The 14455-nt window shown below is 59.8% G+C and carries 13 protein-coding genes and 1 tRNA gene; 9 read left to right on the forward strand and 5 right to left on the reverse strand.

Annotation, left to right across the window (positions count from 1 at the left end; translation table 11 throughout):
- Position 1 precedes the first annotated feature (1 nt).
- The gene (locus L0966_RS03360) at positions 2 to 724 is read left to right on the forward strand and encodes a precorrin-2 C(20)-methyltransferase (protein ID WP_234050816.1); all 723 of its coding nucleotides are present in this window, start codon (positions 2 to 4) and stop codon (positions 722 to 724) included.
- Positions 721 to 1494: a precorrin-3B C(17)-methyltransferase gene (cobJ, locus tag L0966_RS03365; protein ID WP_234050421.1), complete on the forward strand. Its 774-nt coding sequence runs from the start codon at positions 721 to 723 to the stop codon at positions 1492 to 1494. The genes L0966_RS03360 and cobJ overlap by 4 nt, the downstream gene beginning before the upstream one ends.
- Here the strand turns inward: cobJ and L0966_RS03370 are convergent.
- The gene (locus L0966_RS03370; protein WP_234050422.1) at positions 1467 to 2222 is read right to left on the reverse strand and encodes a cobalt-precorrin-6A reductase; all 756 of its coding nucleotides are present in this window, start codon (positions 2220 to 2222) and stop codon (positions 1467 to 1469) included. The genes cobJ and L0966_RS03370 overlap by 28 nt on opposite strands.
- On the opposite strand from L0966_RS03370, the gene cbiE reads away from it, so the two are divergent.
- Genes cbiE through cobF form a run of 5 tightly spaced genes read left to right on the forward strand, consistent with a single transcriptional unit; the run spans position 2221 to position 7046 of the window.
- Positions 2221 to 3420, forward strand: a complete 1200-nt coding sequence (gene cbiE, locus L0966_RS03375; protein ID WP_234050423.1) for a precorrin-6y C5,15-methyltransferase (decarboxylating) subunit CbiE — start codon at positions 2221 to 2223, stop codon at positions 3418 to 3420. The two genes, L0966_RS03370 and cbiE, sit on opposite strands and share 2 nt — an antisense overlap.
- A 49-nt stretch (positions 3421 to 3469) precedes the next feature.
- Positions 3470 to 4264: a precorrin-4 C(11)-methyltransferase gene (gene cobM, locus L0966_RS03380; RefSeq protein WP_234050424.1), complete on the forward strand. Its 795-nt coding sequence runs from the start codon at positions 3470 to 3472 to the stop codon at positions 4262 to 4264.
- Positions 4257 to 5585 carry a cobyrinate a,c-diamide synthase gene (locus tag L0966_RS03385; RefSeq protein WP_234050425.1) on the forward strand — a complete coding sequence of 443 codons (1329 nt, stop codon included), beginning with the start codon at positions 4257 to 4259 and terminating at the stop codon, positions 5583 to 5585. The genes cobM and L0966_RS03385 overlap by 8 nt, the downstream gene beginning before the upstream one ends.
- Positions 5582 to 6316, forward strand: a complete 735-nt coding sequence (gene cobA / locus L0966_RS03390) for a uroporphyrinogen-III C-methyltransferase (RefSeq protein WP_234050426.1) — start codon at positions 5582 to 5584, stop codon at positions 6314 to 6316. Before L0966_RS03385 ends, cobA begins: the two co-directional genes overlap by 4 nt.
- The gene (gene cobF / locus L0966_RS03395; protein ID WP_234050427.1) at positions 6309 to 7046 is read left to right on the forward strand and encodes a precorrin-6A synthase (deacetylating); all 738 of its coding nucleotides are present in this window, start codon (positions 6309 to 6311) and stop codon (positions 7044 to 7046) included. Before cobA ends, cobF begins: the two co-directional genes overlap by 8 nt.
- 291 nt (positions 7047 to 7337) lie before the next feature.
- On the opposite strand, the gene L0966_RS03400 is transcribed toward cobF, so the two are convergent.
- Positions 7338 to 7413, reverse strand: a tRNA-Lys gene (locus tag L0966_RS03400).
- Between the two features lie 170 nt (positions 7414 to 7583).
- On the opposite strand from L0966_RS03400, the gene L0966_RS03405 reads away from it, so the two are divergent.
- On the forward strand, positions 7584 to 8882 hold the full coding sequence (locus L0966_RS03405; protein WP_234050428.1) for a site-specific integrase: 1299 nt from the start codon (positions 7584 to 7586) through the stop codon (positions 8880 to 8882).
- Between the two features lie 645 nt (positions 8883 to 9527).
- Positions 9528 to 12137, forward strand: a complete 2610-nt coding sequence (locus L0966_RS03410; protein ID WP_234050429.1) for a hypothetical protein — start codon at positions 9528 to 9530, stop codon at positions 12135 to 12137.
- Positions 12138 to 12371: 234 nt separating this feature from the next.
- On the opposite strand, the gene L0966_RS03415 is transcribed toward L0966_RS03410, so the two are convergent.
- From L0966_RS03415 to L0966_RS22420, 3 genes are read right to left on the reverse strand one after another with little or no spacing between them, the layout of a single operon-like run.
- Positions 12372 to 13319 carry a hypothetical protein gene (locus tag L0966_RS03415; protein WP_234050430.1) on the reverse strand — a complete coding sequence of 316 codons (948 nt, stop codon included), beginning with the start codon at positions 13317 to 13319 and terminating at the stop codon, positions 12372 to 12374.
- A gap of 15 nt (positions 13320 to 13334) precedes the next feature.
- Positions 13335 to 13952 carry a hypothetical protein gene (locus L0966_RS03420; RefSeq protein WP_234050431.1) on the reverse strand — a complete coding sequence of 206 codons (618 nt, stop codon included), beginning with the start codon at positions 13950 to 13952 and terminating at the stop codon, positions 13335 to 13337.
- Between the two features lie 28 nt (positions 13953 to 13980).
- Positions 13981 to 14424 carry a lysozyme inhibitor LprI family protein gene (locus L0966_RS22420; RefSeq protein WP_370640608.1) on the reverse strand — a complete coding sequence of 148 codons (444 nt, stop codon included), beginning with the start codon at positions 14422 to 14424 and terminating at the stop codon, positions 13981 to 13983.
- Positions 14425 to 14455 lie beyond the last annotated feature (31 nt).

Raw genomic sequence — 14455 nt, forward strand, 5'->3', positions numbered from 1 at the left:
CATGGGCACAATTTACGGCGTGGGCCTCGGGCCCGGCGATCCGGAACTGATGAGCGTGAAGGCCGACCGGCTGGTGCGCCGGGCGGCGCATGTGGCCTATTTCCGCAAGAGCGGCCTTGCCGGGCGGGCGCGCGGGATCGTCTCCGGCCTGCTGCGCGCGGATGCCCGCGAGCACCCCATGGACTATCCGCTGACGACGGAAATTCCAGTTTCCGACCCCCGCTACAACGCCGCCCTCTCCGCCTTCTACGCAACATCGAGCGCGCATCTGCGGGCGCTGGCGGAAAGCGGGGAAGACGTGATGGTCCTGTGCGAGGGCGACCCCTTCTTCTACGGCTCGTTCATGCATCTCCACATTCGCCTGCGCGGCCATGTCCCGGTGGTGGTGGTGCCCGCCATCACCGGCATGTCCGCCGCCTGGACGGCCACCGGCGCGCCCGTGACCTGGGGCGACGATGCCTTGACCGTGCTCGCCGGCACCCTGCCGGAAGCCGAGCTCGCCCGCCGAATGGCGGGGGCCGAGGCGCTGGTGGTGATGAAAATCGGGCGCAATCTCGGCCGCGTGCGCCGGGCTCTCGAAAGCAGCGGCAAGGCAGATGCGGCCTTCCTGGTGGAATATGCCAGCATGGCGGAGGAGCGCGTCATTCCCCTGCACGAGGTGAAGGGGGATGCCGCGCCCTATTTCTCCATCATCATCGTCCACGGCCAGGGACGGCGGCCATGAGTGAGGTGGCCATCGTGAGCGCGGGCTGGCTCGCCATCGCCGGGCTCGGCCCGGGAGATGATCTGCTTGTGACGCCAGAGGTGACGGCGGCGCTGGAGCAGGCGACGGATGTTGTCGGCTACATCCCCTATGTGCGGCGCGTGGCGCCGCGCGTGGGGCTGAACCTGCACGAGAGCGACAACCGGGTGGAGATCGACCGCGCGCGCCATGCCCTGGTCCTCGCCGCGCAAGGGCGGCGTGTGGTGGTGGTGTCTTCCGGCGATCCCGGCGTGTTCGCCATGGCCTCGGCGGTGTTCGAGGCGGTGGAGCAAGGCGATCCGGGCTGGCGTGAGCTGGACATCCGCGTACTGCCGGGCGTCACCGCAATGCTGGCCGCCGCCGCCCGTGTGGGCGCCCCCCTGGGGCACGATTTCTGCGCCATCAACCTGTCGGACAATCTCAAGCCCTGGAGCCTGGTGGCCCGGCGCCTCGCGCTGGCGGTGGAGGCCGATTTCGCCATTGCGCTCTACAATCCCCGCTCCAGGGCCCGGCCGGACGGCTTTGCCCAGGTGCTCAATCTCCTGCGGGCCTCATGCGCCCCCGAGCGCGTGCTGATCTTCGCCCGGGCCGTCTCGACACCCGAGGAGGAGATCCGCGTCGTTCCCCTGTCCGAGGCGCGGCCGGAGATGGCGGACATGCGCACAGTGGTGCTGATCGGCTCATCGCACACGCGCATCATCGCGCGGGCGGGCCGCCCCATCGTCTACACGCCAAGGTCGGTGTCCGCATGAGCGACCCAGTCGAGCACCGCCTCAACGCTCCCCACCTCATGCCGCGCCAGGCCCTCGGGCCGGTCGATCATGATCACCGGCAGCCCCAGGGTGCGCGCCGCGGCAATCTTGGCATAGGCACCCGTGCCACCGGAATTCTTGGAGACCACCAGGCGAATGCCGTGCGCCTCCATCAGCGCGCGGTCCGCCTCCACCGTGAACGGACCGCGATCCACGATCACGTGGTGATTGGGGAACGGCATGGGGGCCTTGGGCGGCTCCACCAGCCGCAGCAGGTAGAAATGCTGGAGGTTAGGGGTGAATTCCGCCAGATGCATGCGCCCCACCGCCAGCATCACCCGGCATGCCTCCCGGTCCAGCGCCGCGACCGCGCCGGCGATATCCGGCACGCGGATCCAGCGATCGCCCTCCACCGGCACCCACGGCGGGCGGGTCAGCGCCACCAGGGGCACGCCGAGGGCGGTGCAGGCAGCCACGGCATGGGCGCTCATCTGCGCGGCGAAGGGATGGGTGGCGTCGATCACATGGGTGACGCCGTGCTCGCGCACGTAGGCTTTGAGCCCCTCCACCCCGCCGAAGCCGCCGACGCGCTGTGGCAAGGGCTGGGCCGGCAGGCGCTCCACCCGCCCCGCGAACGAAACGGTGCCCGACATCCCCGCCGCCACCACGGCGCGGGCAAGGGCCGCCGCCTCGGTGGTTCCGGCCAGGATCAGGAGGTTGGGACGCATGCCTGAGACTCCGTGGCTCACCATCATCGGGGTGGGCGAAGATGGACTGGAAGGCCTGCCCCCCGCAAGCCGCGCCGCGCTCGCCTCGGCCGAGGTGGTGATGGGCGCCGCACGCCACCTGTCGCTTGCGCCCGGCCTCGGGGCGGAGCGCGTGGTGTGGCCGGTGCCGTTCGCCGATGGGCTGCCCCTGCTGCGCGGCTTCAGCGGCCGCCGGGTGGCCGTGCTGGCATCCGGCGACCCGTTCTGGTTCGGCCTCGGCAGCGTGATTGCGCGCGAGTTCCGCCCCGGGGAATGGCGCGCGCTGCCCGCCCCCTCCACCTTCTCCCTGGCCGCGGCGCGGCTGGGCTGGCCCCTGGAGCGCACCTCTTGCCTCGGCCTCCATGCGGCGCCGCTAACGCGGCTGCGGCCGCACCTGGCGCCCGGCGAGCGGCTCATCGTGCTGCTGCGCGATGGCGCGGCGGTGGCGGGGCTTGCGGCCTATCTTTGCGAACAGGGCTTCGGCACCAGCCGGCTCTGGGTGATGGAGGCCCTGGGCGGCCCGCGCGAACGGGTGCGCGAAGCCCGTGCGGATGGCGCGCTTCCCCCCGATTGCGCCCATCCGGTCTGCATCGCGATAAAGATCGATGGCGCCGGCCGTGCGCTGCCCCGCGCCTCGGGGCTCGACGATTCCTTTTTCGCGCATGACGGGCAGATCACCAAGCGGCCGGTACGCGCGCTCGCCCTCTCCGCCCTGGCACCCCGGCCGGGGGAGCTGCTGTGGGACATTGGCGGCGGCTCCGGCTCCATCGCCATCGAATGGCTTCTCAGCCACCCGGCGACGCAGGCGGTGAGCATCGAGGCGCATGCCGAGCGCGCGGCCCGCATCCGCGCCAATGCGGAGCAGCTGGGTGTGGACCGGTTGCAGGTGGTGGAGGGGGGCGCCCCCGAGGCGCTGGAGCCCCTGCCCTCCCCCCAGGCCGTGTTCATCGGTGGCGGCCTGTCTGAAGCGCTGCTCGACGTGCTGGAGCAGCGCCTTGCGCCCGGTACCCGGCTCGTCGCCCATGCGGTGACGCTGGAGTCCGAGGCGGTGCTGGCCGCGGCGCAGGCGCGGCGCGGAGGAACGCTGCTGCGCATCGAGCTGGCCTCCGCCGGCCCCCTCGGCGAGCGGCGCGGCTGGAAGAGCGCCTATCCAGTGGTTCAGTGGAGCCTCACCCTGTGATCCCACCGGTTCAGCCACCGCCCCGCAGGGCAAGAAAGGGAGCGCGCCCATGACGGTGCATTTCATCGGCGCCGGCCCTGGCGCTCCGGACCTGCTCACCTTGCGCGGGCGCGACCTCATCGCCGCCAGCCCGGTGTGCCTCTATGCGGGCTCGCTGGTGCCCGGGGCAGTGCTGGCGCACTGCCCGCCGGGCGCGCGGATCGTCAATACCGCGCCGCTCGACCTCGACGCCATCACCGCCGAGATGACCCGCGCCCACGAGGCGGGACAAGACGTGGCGCGGCTGCATTCGGGCGATCTCTCCGTGTGGTCCGCCATGGGTGAGCAGATCCGGCGGCTCGAGGCCCTGGGCATTCCCTATACGGTCACCCCCGGCGTGCCGTCCTTCGCGGCGGCGGCCGCGGCGCTGGGTGCCGAGCTGACCCTGCCGGGCCTCGCCCAATCGGTGGTGCTCACCCGCACGCCGGGGCGTGCATCGGCCATGCCGGTGGGGGAGAGCCTCGCCGCTTTCGGCGCCACGGGAGCGACCCTCGCCATTCACCTGTCGATCCAGAACCTCGCCCAGGTGGCGGCGGAGCTTTCTCCCCATTACGGGACTGACTGCCCGGTGGCGGTGGTGTACCGCGCGAGCTGGCCCGACCAGAAGATCGTGCGGGCCACCCTCGCCACCATCGCGACGGCGCTGGGCGAAGGCATCTCCCGCACCGCGCTGATCCTGGTGGGGCCGGCGCTGGGGGCCTCGGGTTTCAAGGAAAGCCGCCTCTACGCGGCTGACTACGACCGCCGCTATCGGCCCCAATCCGCCGACAGCGCCTGGGCGCGCTGGACTCCCGACGATGAATGAGAAAGGCCGCGCCCTTCCGCCGGGCCTTCTCGTCTCCGCCCCCGCCTCCGGCACCGGCAAGACGACAGTGATGCTCGGCCTCCTCCGCGCCTTGGTGGAGGACGGCCTTGCGGTCCAGCCCTTCAAGTCGGGACCGGACTATATCGACCCCGCCTTTCACCGCGCCGCCAGCGGCCGGGCCTCGTTCAACCTGGACACCTGGGCCATGGGGCCGGCGCTGTTCGACACCATCGCGGCGCAGGCGCGCGGGGCCGACATCTGCCTCGCCGAGGGATCGATGGGGCTTTACGATGCCGTCGCCACGCGCGGGCTGCTCGGTTTCGGCTCCAGCGCCGAGACGGCCCGGGCCATGGGGTGGCCGGTCATCCTGGTGCTGGATGTGGGCGGGCAGGCGCAATCGGCGGCCGCAACTGCCCTGGGCTTCGCCCGCTATGCGCCCGACCTGCCCTTCGCGGGCGTGATCCTGAACCGGGTGGCGAGCCCGCGCCATGAGCGCCTGATCCGGCTGGGCATGGAGCAAGCGGGCCTGCCCGTGCTCGGCGCCCTGCCCCGGCGCGGCGACCTCGCTTTGCCCGAGCGGCACCTGGGCCTGATCCAGGCCACCGAGCACCCCAACCTCGAAGCCGCCATCGCCCGCTACGCGGCCTTCCTGCGCGCCCATATCGACCTTGCGGCCATCAAGCGCGCGGCACAGGGGACAGCGAACGCGAAGGAGGGCGCGCTGCCCCCGCCTCCGGCGCAGCGCATCGCGCTGGGCTGGGATCAGGCCTTCTCGTTCACCTATCCCCACCTGCTGGAGGGCTGGCGCGCCGCGGGGGCCGAAATCCTGCCCTTCTCGCCCCTGGCGGACGAGCCACCCGATCCGTCGGCGGATCTGGTCTGGCTCCCCGGCGGCTATCCGGAGCTCCACGCGGGCCCGCTCTCCAGCGCGCGACGCTTCATGGACGGGCTGCGCCGCCACGCCCAGACGCGGCCCGTCCATGGCGAGTGCGGCGGCTACATGGTTCTCGGCACGGCGCTGGTGGATGCGGCGGGCGCGCGACACCCCATGGCAGGGCTGCTGGGGCTCGTCACCTCCTACCAGACGCGCAAGCTCCATCTGGGCTACCGCCGGGCGCAGCTTCTGGCGCCGCTGCCCGGCCACCAGCCCGGCACAGCGTTGCGCGGGCATGAGTTTCACTATTCCACCATCCTGGAACAGCCCGACCCGCCGCTCGCGACCGTGCAGGACGCCGATGGCGGGTCGGTGCCTGAAACCGGCTCCCGGCGCGGGCTGGTGAGCGGCACTTTCTTTCATCTGATCGCACAGGAGCATCCGTGAGCGGCTTCGTCAGCTTTGTCGGCTCGGGGCCTGGCGACCCTGAGCTTCTCACCGTCAAGGCGGTGGACCGCCTGAAGCGTGCGGACGCGGTGCTGTTCGACGACCTGTCGGCCGGCCCCATCCTCTCGCTCGCCCGGCCGGGAGCGGACCTGGTGGGCGTGGGCAAGCGCGCCGGCCGCCCCTCCCCGCGCCAGGACCATGTGAGCCGCCTGCTCGTCGACTATGCCCGCGCCGGTGGCCGGGTGGTGCGGCTGAAATCCGGGGACGGCGGACTGTTCGGCCGGCTGGAGGAAGAGCTGCTGGCAGTGCGCGCCGCCGGCATCGCCTATGAGATCGTGCCCGGCATTCCCTCGCCCTGCGCGGCGGCGGCGGCCTGCGGCATCCCGCTCACCCGGCGCCTGACCGCCCGGCGCGTGCAATTCGTGACCGGACATGACGTGGAGGGCCGCCTGCCCTCGGACATCGACCTGGCCGCCCTGGCCGACCCCGGGGCCTGCACCGTCGTCTTCATGGGCCAGCGCACCTTTCCCGCTTTGGCCGCGGCACTGATGGCGCGCGGCCTTCCGGCCGATACCCCCACCCTCCTCGCCGAGGCGGTGGGCACGCCCGAACAGGCCCTGCACCGCCTCACCGTCGCCGCGCTCGCCGCGCGTCTCGCCGATGCGGTCAGCAGCCGGCCGGCGCTGATCCTCTACGGCCCGCTGGCCGAGCTGGGGGTGGGCTTTGACTGACCTCTGGCTCATCGGCATCGGCACCGGCAACCCGGCCCACGTCACCCTCGAGGCGCGCCAGGCCCTGTGCGATGCCGCCCTGATCCTTCTGCCCCGCAAGGGTCCGGACAAGGCCGACCTCGCCCATCTGCGCCACGCCATCCTCAACCATTGCGGCAGCACCGCGCCGGTCGCGGAATTCGACATGCCGGTGCGGGACGAAACCTTGCCCTATCAAGAGCGGGTGCGGCGCTGGCATGACGAGATCGCCACCATCTGGAGCCGGACCATCGCCGCGGCACGCCCCCAGGGGCCCATCGCGCTGATGGTCTGGGGCGACCCCGGGCTTTACGACAGCACCTTGCGCATCGCCGAGCGGCTCGAGCCGCGCCCGCGCATCCGGGTCGTGCCCGGCATCTCTGCCCTTCAGGCCCTCACCGCCGCCCACGCCATCCCGTTCAACACGGTGAACGGCCCCGTCACGGTCACCACCGGCCGCCGCCTGCGCGACCATGGCTGGCCCGACGGCCCCGACACCATCGTGGTGATGCTCGACGGCGAATGCAGCTTCCAGACCCTCGACCCGGGCGGCCTGCACATCTGGTGGGGCGCCTTCCTCGGCATGCCGGAGCAGGTGCTGGAATCCGGGCCCCTCGCCGAAACCGCCCCCCGCATCATCTCCACCCGCGCCACAGCCCGCGCCCAGCACGGCTGGATCATGGACACCTATCTGCTACGGCGCACGGGATAACGACCGCAAAAGCCGTCATGGGTTTCCCGTGCGCGAGTGCGAGTCGATGGACAGCGCCCGCGCAGAAGCACCCCAAGCCGGCACTCCGCTAGGCAGTTCCGCCCCACCCCGGCAGTGTGGGCGGAGTGCATGGCTCTAAAGCCGCGTTGAGTTCTACTGGTGCGTTGGCTGCAACGCGATTTTGCGCGCGACGGTCGGGAAACCCTGAAATCGGGCCCAAAGCGCCACGTCCCACCTTACCCCTGGCACTTAGCTTCAGGAGGCGCGCTTTCCGGAACTTGTTGCTTTTATTGGTGAGCCCGTCGGGATTCGAACCCGAGACCCCATGATTAAAAGTCACGTGCTCTACCGGCTGAGCTACGGGCTCACTCCCGGCAGTGGTTAGGCCGGGAGTGCCTATCTATATGTTTTACAAGTATTATTATCGCTCACTCGCATTCAGCCAGTCATCCGAAATTCACCCCCGTCAGCGATTTGTGTTACCCCTATTGTTACCCTACAATCGAGGGGTAACAGCACTCTCCTGACAAAGCCATCATGACCAAGCCACTCACCGTGAAAGGCATCGAGGCACTGAAGCCTGCCGATGACCGCCGTGAAATCCCTGATGGGCTGATGCCCGGCCTTTATCTGATCGTTCAGCCCTCGGGCGTGATGAGCTGGGCCATTCGCTATCGCCACAATGGCAAGCCGAAGAAACACACGTTGGGCGGCTATCCCGCAATCAAACTCGCCGATGCCCGCGCACTCGCAGGACAGGCATTGACCGCAGTTGCAGAAGGACACGACCCCAGCGCGGACAAGAAGCAGGCCAAGCGGGATGCTGCCACTGCCATCAAGGACGACATTGCCTCTGTGGTTCAAGCATTCTTGGAGCGCTATGCCGAACCCCGGTTGCGTGACAGCTCCTACAGTCAGACGAAACGGTATCTAGAGAAAGAGGCGGTGGTCGCCTGGAAGGGACGCTCCATCAAATCCATTACCCGCCGTGATGTGATCGAGCTATTGGACGCTACCGTGGACCGGGGTGCCGCCATCAGCGCCAATCGGCTTCTGGCTGCATTACGCCGGTTCTTCAACTGGTGCGTGGAGCGAGGGATTGTAGACGCCTCACCCGTCGCCGGCCTCAAGGCCCCCACCGCTGAACAGAGCCGTGATCGAGTTTTGTCGGACGGAGAATTGGCATTGGTCTGGAAAGCGGCTGATGGCTTCGGCTGGCTCTTTGGGCGGTTTGTTCACATTCTCATTCTCACCGGCCAGCGGCGAGACGAAGTTGCGGGAATGCGGTGGTCTGAGCTGGACCTGACCAACGCCATCTGGACCATACCGGCTGAGCGCACCAAAAACGGGATCGCTCATGTCGTGCCCCTTTCCTCTGAAGCCGTCGCCATCTTGTCCGGCCTGCCTCGAAAGAAGGACGGGAACACAGATTCCCCGTTCGTTTTCACCACCACAGGCAAGACGCCCATTTCCGGCTTCTCCAAGGCCAAGGTGGCTCTGGATAAAGCCATTTCCAAGTTGATGAGGCAGGAGGCTGAGGCGGCCAGGACGCCCGCCAATGACGCACCGGAACAGGGGGGAGAGGAAGAAGACGCCCCGTCCATCGCCAATTGGCGCCTGCACGATCTGCGCCGCACGATGGCTTCCGGGATGGCAAGGCTGGGTGTTCCGGTTCATATCGTCGAAAAGCTGCTGAACCACACCAGCGGCACGTTTGCCGGCATCGTGTCCGTCTATCAAAGGCATGATTTCGCGACGGAGAAGAAAGAGGCAGCGGCAGCTTGGGGGAAGCACATCACAAGTTGTACGACAGAAGGCGACAAAGGAACTGCATAAGACAGAAATCAAATAAGATATAAATGATAACTATATGATAGGTCGTGTTAAGGCATATGCGACCTGTCAATCCCCGACCATTTGACCTTGCATAAGATAAAAATGGGTCCCCCCTGAGCCTCGCCAGCCTTAAGGCAAAGGAAGCGGGTGGTAGGCTATCCCTTAGAGAAGAGTATTACCATATTTCACATAAATTATTAGTTGTTTTCTATTGAGGTTGAAGCGGCCGGCCGAACCTGGATTGGGCATTGAACGGCGATTATCCCTCCAGCCCTTTTCCTCTCCGAGACCACATCCATTCGCAAGAATGCCGGCCGGATTAGGCTTATCTCATTGATTCAAATCATAAAACTTTATCTTGCCAATGTCCGGTTCTTTCCGATGGATTCAGCGATATTTTCAGAATGAGCGCGCGGACAATGTATATTAATAGTATAATCTCCACATAGAACACAAAAATTAAATTATATATCCATATACCGCATAAATGCATTGATTTCACATAGATTTTATGCGATAATAATTAAATCGTAGTTCGTCGATAATTATATCGGATGACGCGGTGGCACCCCACGACATTGCAGTTGGAGTGTTGAGTTCCTGCCATTTTCAGGCGGGATAAATTTAATTCTAAATGGAATAATTATGAGTATAATAAAATATATTGACGCACCAGCAGGTGCCGGGAAATCGACGTTCATTTACAACAACATAGCTGATTTGGCCTCAAATAGAGAGAAGTTCATACTTGCAGTTCCGACAACTGAGTTAGCCAATACGTCAGCCAATAAACTTAAGGAGCTGACCAACGGCAGATTCACTGTCACGTTAATTCATGGTGAAGATGGGTCGTCTGGAAATGTCGCCTCTCGAATCATCGCAGCAATGAAGTCATTTCATGCTGATTACGGGCAGGTGATAGTGATAACCCACGCGGGATTCGATTGCGTTCCATATTTTCATCGGCCCAATCATTGCAATCTCATATTTGATGAATGCCCGACTCCCATTGACTTCTTTGAGCTTACTGTTCCTCATAGCCATGAAATTTTAACAAACCATCTTTCAACAGGCGGTGACGGGACATATGTGCACATTTTCTGCAAGAAAAAGAAAAACTTGGCCGATATCATCGCTAAGGGCAGGAATGATGAGGTGTATGCGCAGTTCAGAGATGTTGCGGTCAAAATCACCTCTCTCGGCTGGGATACCATGGTGAAGGCGGACAGCTACGAGGCACTGCTTTCCGGAAAATCCACCACGGATACCCTTCATGTTCACGCTGTTCGGAACGCTCGCATTCTTGGGAGTTTCAAGAGCTGCACAATCATAAGCGCCCGCTTCAAGGAAAGTATATTATTTCACACGATGCAAAATTATGGGGTTACATTTGAACCACACCCCGTTCCGGACGGCTCATTTGAATATTTAGAGCATCAGAATGGACATCTTCTGACTATTCACTACCCAGATATCAAGCGTATATCTAAGAATATAATGAATAATAACCCGTCACTTGTGAAAAATATCAAGGACTATTCTATATCTTTGTTCGCTTCAAATAAATTTATTTTTCTTTCTAATAAAGGAATGAGCCATATCGACTTGATAATGGCGGGAGGTATTGAGCTAAGCGGCTGCCCTCATGGGTCCAATAATTACAGGCATATCCATAATTCTCTTATATTTCCTGCCTACAATCTCAATCCGGAACAAACCAAATTCCTTGAATATCTTGGTCTGGATGGACCTCAGATTGAGGTCGGCATCCATTGTCATGGCATATATCAGGCGTTCATGCGCTGCTCTGTACGAGATGGAAATTCCAAGGAACCAAAGCACCTGATTGTTCCTGACAAAAGGACCGCCGATTGGCTGCTGGAGGTTTTCCCCGGATCGACGCTGAAGCTCATTCCAACGGCCAAGGCAGACGCAACCCTGGGCAAGTCTGGGCGCCCTCAGAAATACGAAAGCAATGCCAAGCGGCAGAAGGCATATCGGGACAGGAAGAAGGCTGAGAAGGCCGCCGCCAAGTTGGCACCTGAAAGTGACCGCCAACAATTAGCCAATGCCGACCGTTACAAAACCTCTATAGAGTCTATTAATAGTTTCGTAACGATTCAAGAACATATGTTAAATGGAAATCAAATGAAAACTAATATTTCTTCTAATGTCCATATATTTACAGGTGCTGAGAACAATAATTCGCATATTATATCTGGCGATGTCCAGGCTTTCTCAAGTTCAGACTTCGTTGTAACTAGAGGTATATGTGAAGACATTGAGGCTCGTGAGCCACTTAGGAGAGAATCATTTGAATTCAGAGCGGTTATGAACTTCTATTCACGACTTGATACGTTTGGTTCAGATGGAGTAATAGCGTTTGATTCGATTGACGAAATAGTTGATACATTTCGAGGAACATTTGACATTTACTACGAGAAGCCAAGCGGGCCTGGGTTTTTTAATTTCACAAAATTTGCATGTAATCCGTCAGAATCCAAAAGACAGGAGGATGCCCTATCCTCCCGTGTCATGATCCTTGATAACGATGGCGGTGGTATAAGCCATAAGAAGTTTGTAAATATATTATCCAGTGAGAAAATTCTTATCTGCAACACAAGAAATTCAACTGCGAATAACCCAAGATGGCGTGCTATTATTTTCCTATCAGACGAAGTTTCGGTGTCTAATTATTGCTGTCTCTTTGACGGGATTATGGGGGAGCTGGCAAGGCATGGCTACACACTTGCTAAGGCAGACCCCAAGAAGCCCTACTCAAAGGCCCATGGTTTCGATACGTCCAAGCGCAACATCAACGCTATTTTTCGCCTACCCTGCCAAGCCTATGAGGAAGGAGGCAGCTTCTTCCATGACTATGTTGGCGACGATCGCCAACTGATGGACGTTAAGGCGTGGATTGCAAAGGCGCCCGTGCCCAGGGCGCCTCAACCTGCAGAAGGACAGCAAGTCCTCCAGATGACGGAATGGCTCACGGAGCTACCGGAGGCGGTGAAAAGGGCTATTGCGGATTATGAGACTGAAGGCATCCAGCCGAAGAATGGAAACTATGCCCTCTTTAAGCTCGGCTGTGTAGCCGCTGGCGCTGGAATGCCGGAAGCCCAGGTGAGGGAGTTGTTAGAAGCGGAAGCGCGAAAAGCCAACACACCAAAGGATCGCCTGAGGCAGATTCCTTGGATCATTCAATCACTCAAGGGATATGGGGCATTCACGTCAAAGCACTGGCGCCACTGAGGCGGTGGCAGCCTCTCCATTGCCCCTTCAGATGCTTGGGGAGGCTGCGCAGCGATAGTGAGGCGGGTTCCGCCTGATCTCCCAATGCCCCTTGTCGCCGGCCCTGTGCGGCGGCCCCCTCTGTCTCCTGTCACCAGCTTCGGCAGGGATGTTCAGGCGCCCTCTCCCTGTCCCTTGTCACCATTCTATCGGCGCCAAGGGCACCCCGCCATGCGAGGCAATATATCGTCAAAATCATTGTTCAAATAGGTAGTCCCATCCAAGTTTTTTCACCACAAATTCCTTTGTGTCTTCACACCATTTCCGTTTAGAGGGCGCATTATTAAATTCATTGTTTCGCCTTATCGATGCTCTATTCAAAGCGTCAGTGGCACTGCGGCCTGAGCCGAACATGAGTTGCCACGTCCCCTGATAGAGTTTGTAATGAAGCCTCAATTCACGTAAGTTAATTTGAAAATATGAAGTGCATGTTAGGTTGATTTTTTCAAGCCAAATTATAGACGATGCAAGTTGATTTGCTATATCTCTGTCATTTAGACCATCGTCTGAGAGATTTTTCATGTATCTTGAGGAAAATCTCTGAATCTCATCCGGCCCAATATCGCCATCCGATAATTTGAAGCTAGTGTTATTTGATATATTATTTTTTATTTTCGCACTTGTAACGCAATCGAAAAAATTATTGATTGCATCATCTGCTCCATTAAGATTAAAAGATACTATATGTTTCCCGGCCGGATCAAATACAGAAACAAATTTTCCAACTTTCATGTATGACGCGATATCAGAAATTTCATATTTCCCATCGAAATCGTATATATAACTGTCGCTCAAGGATTTTCCTTTTAATATCATCGTTATTGGCTTAGGTGTACTTCCAGATGCGGATGAATATGGTGTAAACAATAATCCAAATGACATATTTCTAGATTCGTTGCGCCAATCTGGATTGAACACCTCCAGGAATGTGTCGTTATTTTCAATGTAATTGTTGATTCTGAACGTTGTACCACCGGTGTTGGACTCTATAGCGCAAAATAGGCGATCCCCGTTAATGTTATTGTAGAGCGTTGCGGCCCAATTTCCCGTCTTAATTTCGTTGATTAACTTAAACTCGGCGCTATGTGCAAGGCTTTGGCCCAATGCCAGCCATGTTATAAGAGAAAGCGTGTACCTGAGCATGCCCCCACCCCTCATTTATCGCCCGATCAACTTCGCGACGCATGATATCTTTTGACGCTGTGTGTTGTCATTTGACATACATTTTACGAATTTCGAATTCGGATTATTATCTATTACTTTTTCGATTAATTTTGTTCCATTCCAAGTGAGCGATACAATACAGGTCGCTTCTCGCTTTCCAAGGCAAGGCTTAAGCTCGCCTCTCGACTGGAACACGATTGTTGCCGGCTTATTCTTGTCCTCCGGGAAGCCAACAACTCCAGAAGCGGTGCGTTGATATATGCGTGTAAGCTGCCCCCCAGCATGATCTGAGAACACAAAGAACTCACAGCCATCTGTGCTGCAGGCACCATTGCCGCGATCTCGATAGCCACACAGATCACCGGGTTGAAATAAAATAATATTACGGCCGCGTTCATTATTTCCTATATTTTCTATAGTAGCTGTATCGTGGTTAAGGTCGTAGCCCATATCATTACAATAATTAAGAACGGAGTTTGCGATTTCTTTTGCCTCTTCTGGAAGCTCATTTAATGTTCCAGACTGAGCTAACGCATGATGTTTCACCAGGACACTGCTCGCCAGCAGCGTAGCCGAGACGACAGCGATGCTTCTAAAAAAATGCCCAGCCATCTTACGTGATCCCTGATTGCAGAGTGGGTTAGCGCCTTATTTTAGATAGCTCATCGGCTCTTAACTTCGTTTCTATCGCAATGCATAGCGGATAATCCCAAATCTCGGCCACCTTATCAACACCGTCTTCGGGCTCACACTTCGTATCGCGAAATTTGATCCATGCACGTTGAGCTTCACGCAGATGTTTTTGGGCACTTGGCGATAGGCGAGCCATGGCATCATGGTAAACCATATTGAGCCGGACATCCTGCCTATCAAGCTCGCCCACAAGACAAGTTCGACTCTGAGACGCTGACCTCGCCTCCGCGATACACTCATCAAATTTCGGGCTCAGCTCAGAGGTCCGCCCTGGAAGACTTGAGATCGCGAACAAGCCACAGGCAATACCTAGCGCCACCGTCGCCCTTGCAAATCGAATGGCATTAGCCGCCATGTATGCAAGAAATGTAATTAATATGTATTTATGCATACGAGTGTAACCTATTAATAAATCGATAAAT

The organism is Xanthobacter sp. NM-59 (assembly GCF_021401125.1).
Taxonomy (GTDB): Bacteria; Pseudomonadota; Alphaproteobacteria; order Rhizobiales; family Xanthobacteraceae; genus Xanthobacter.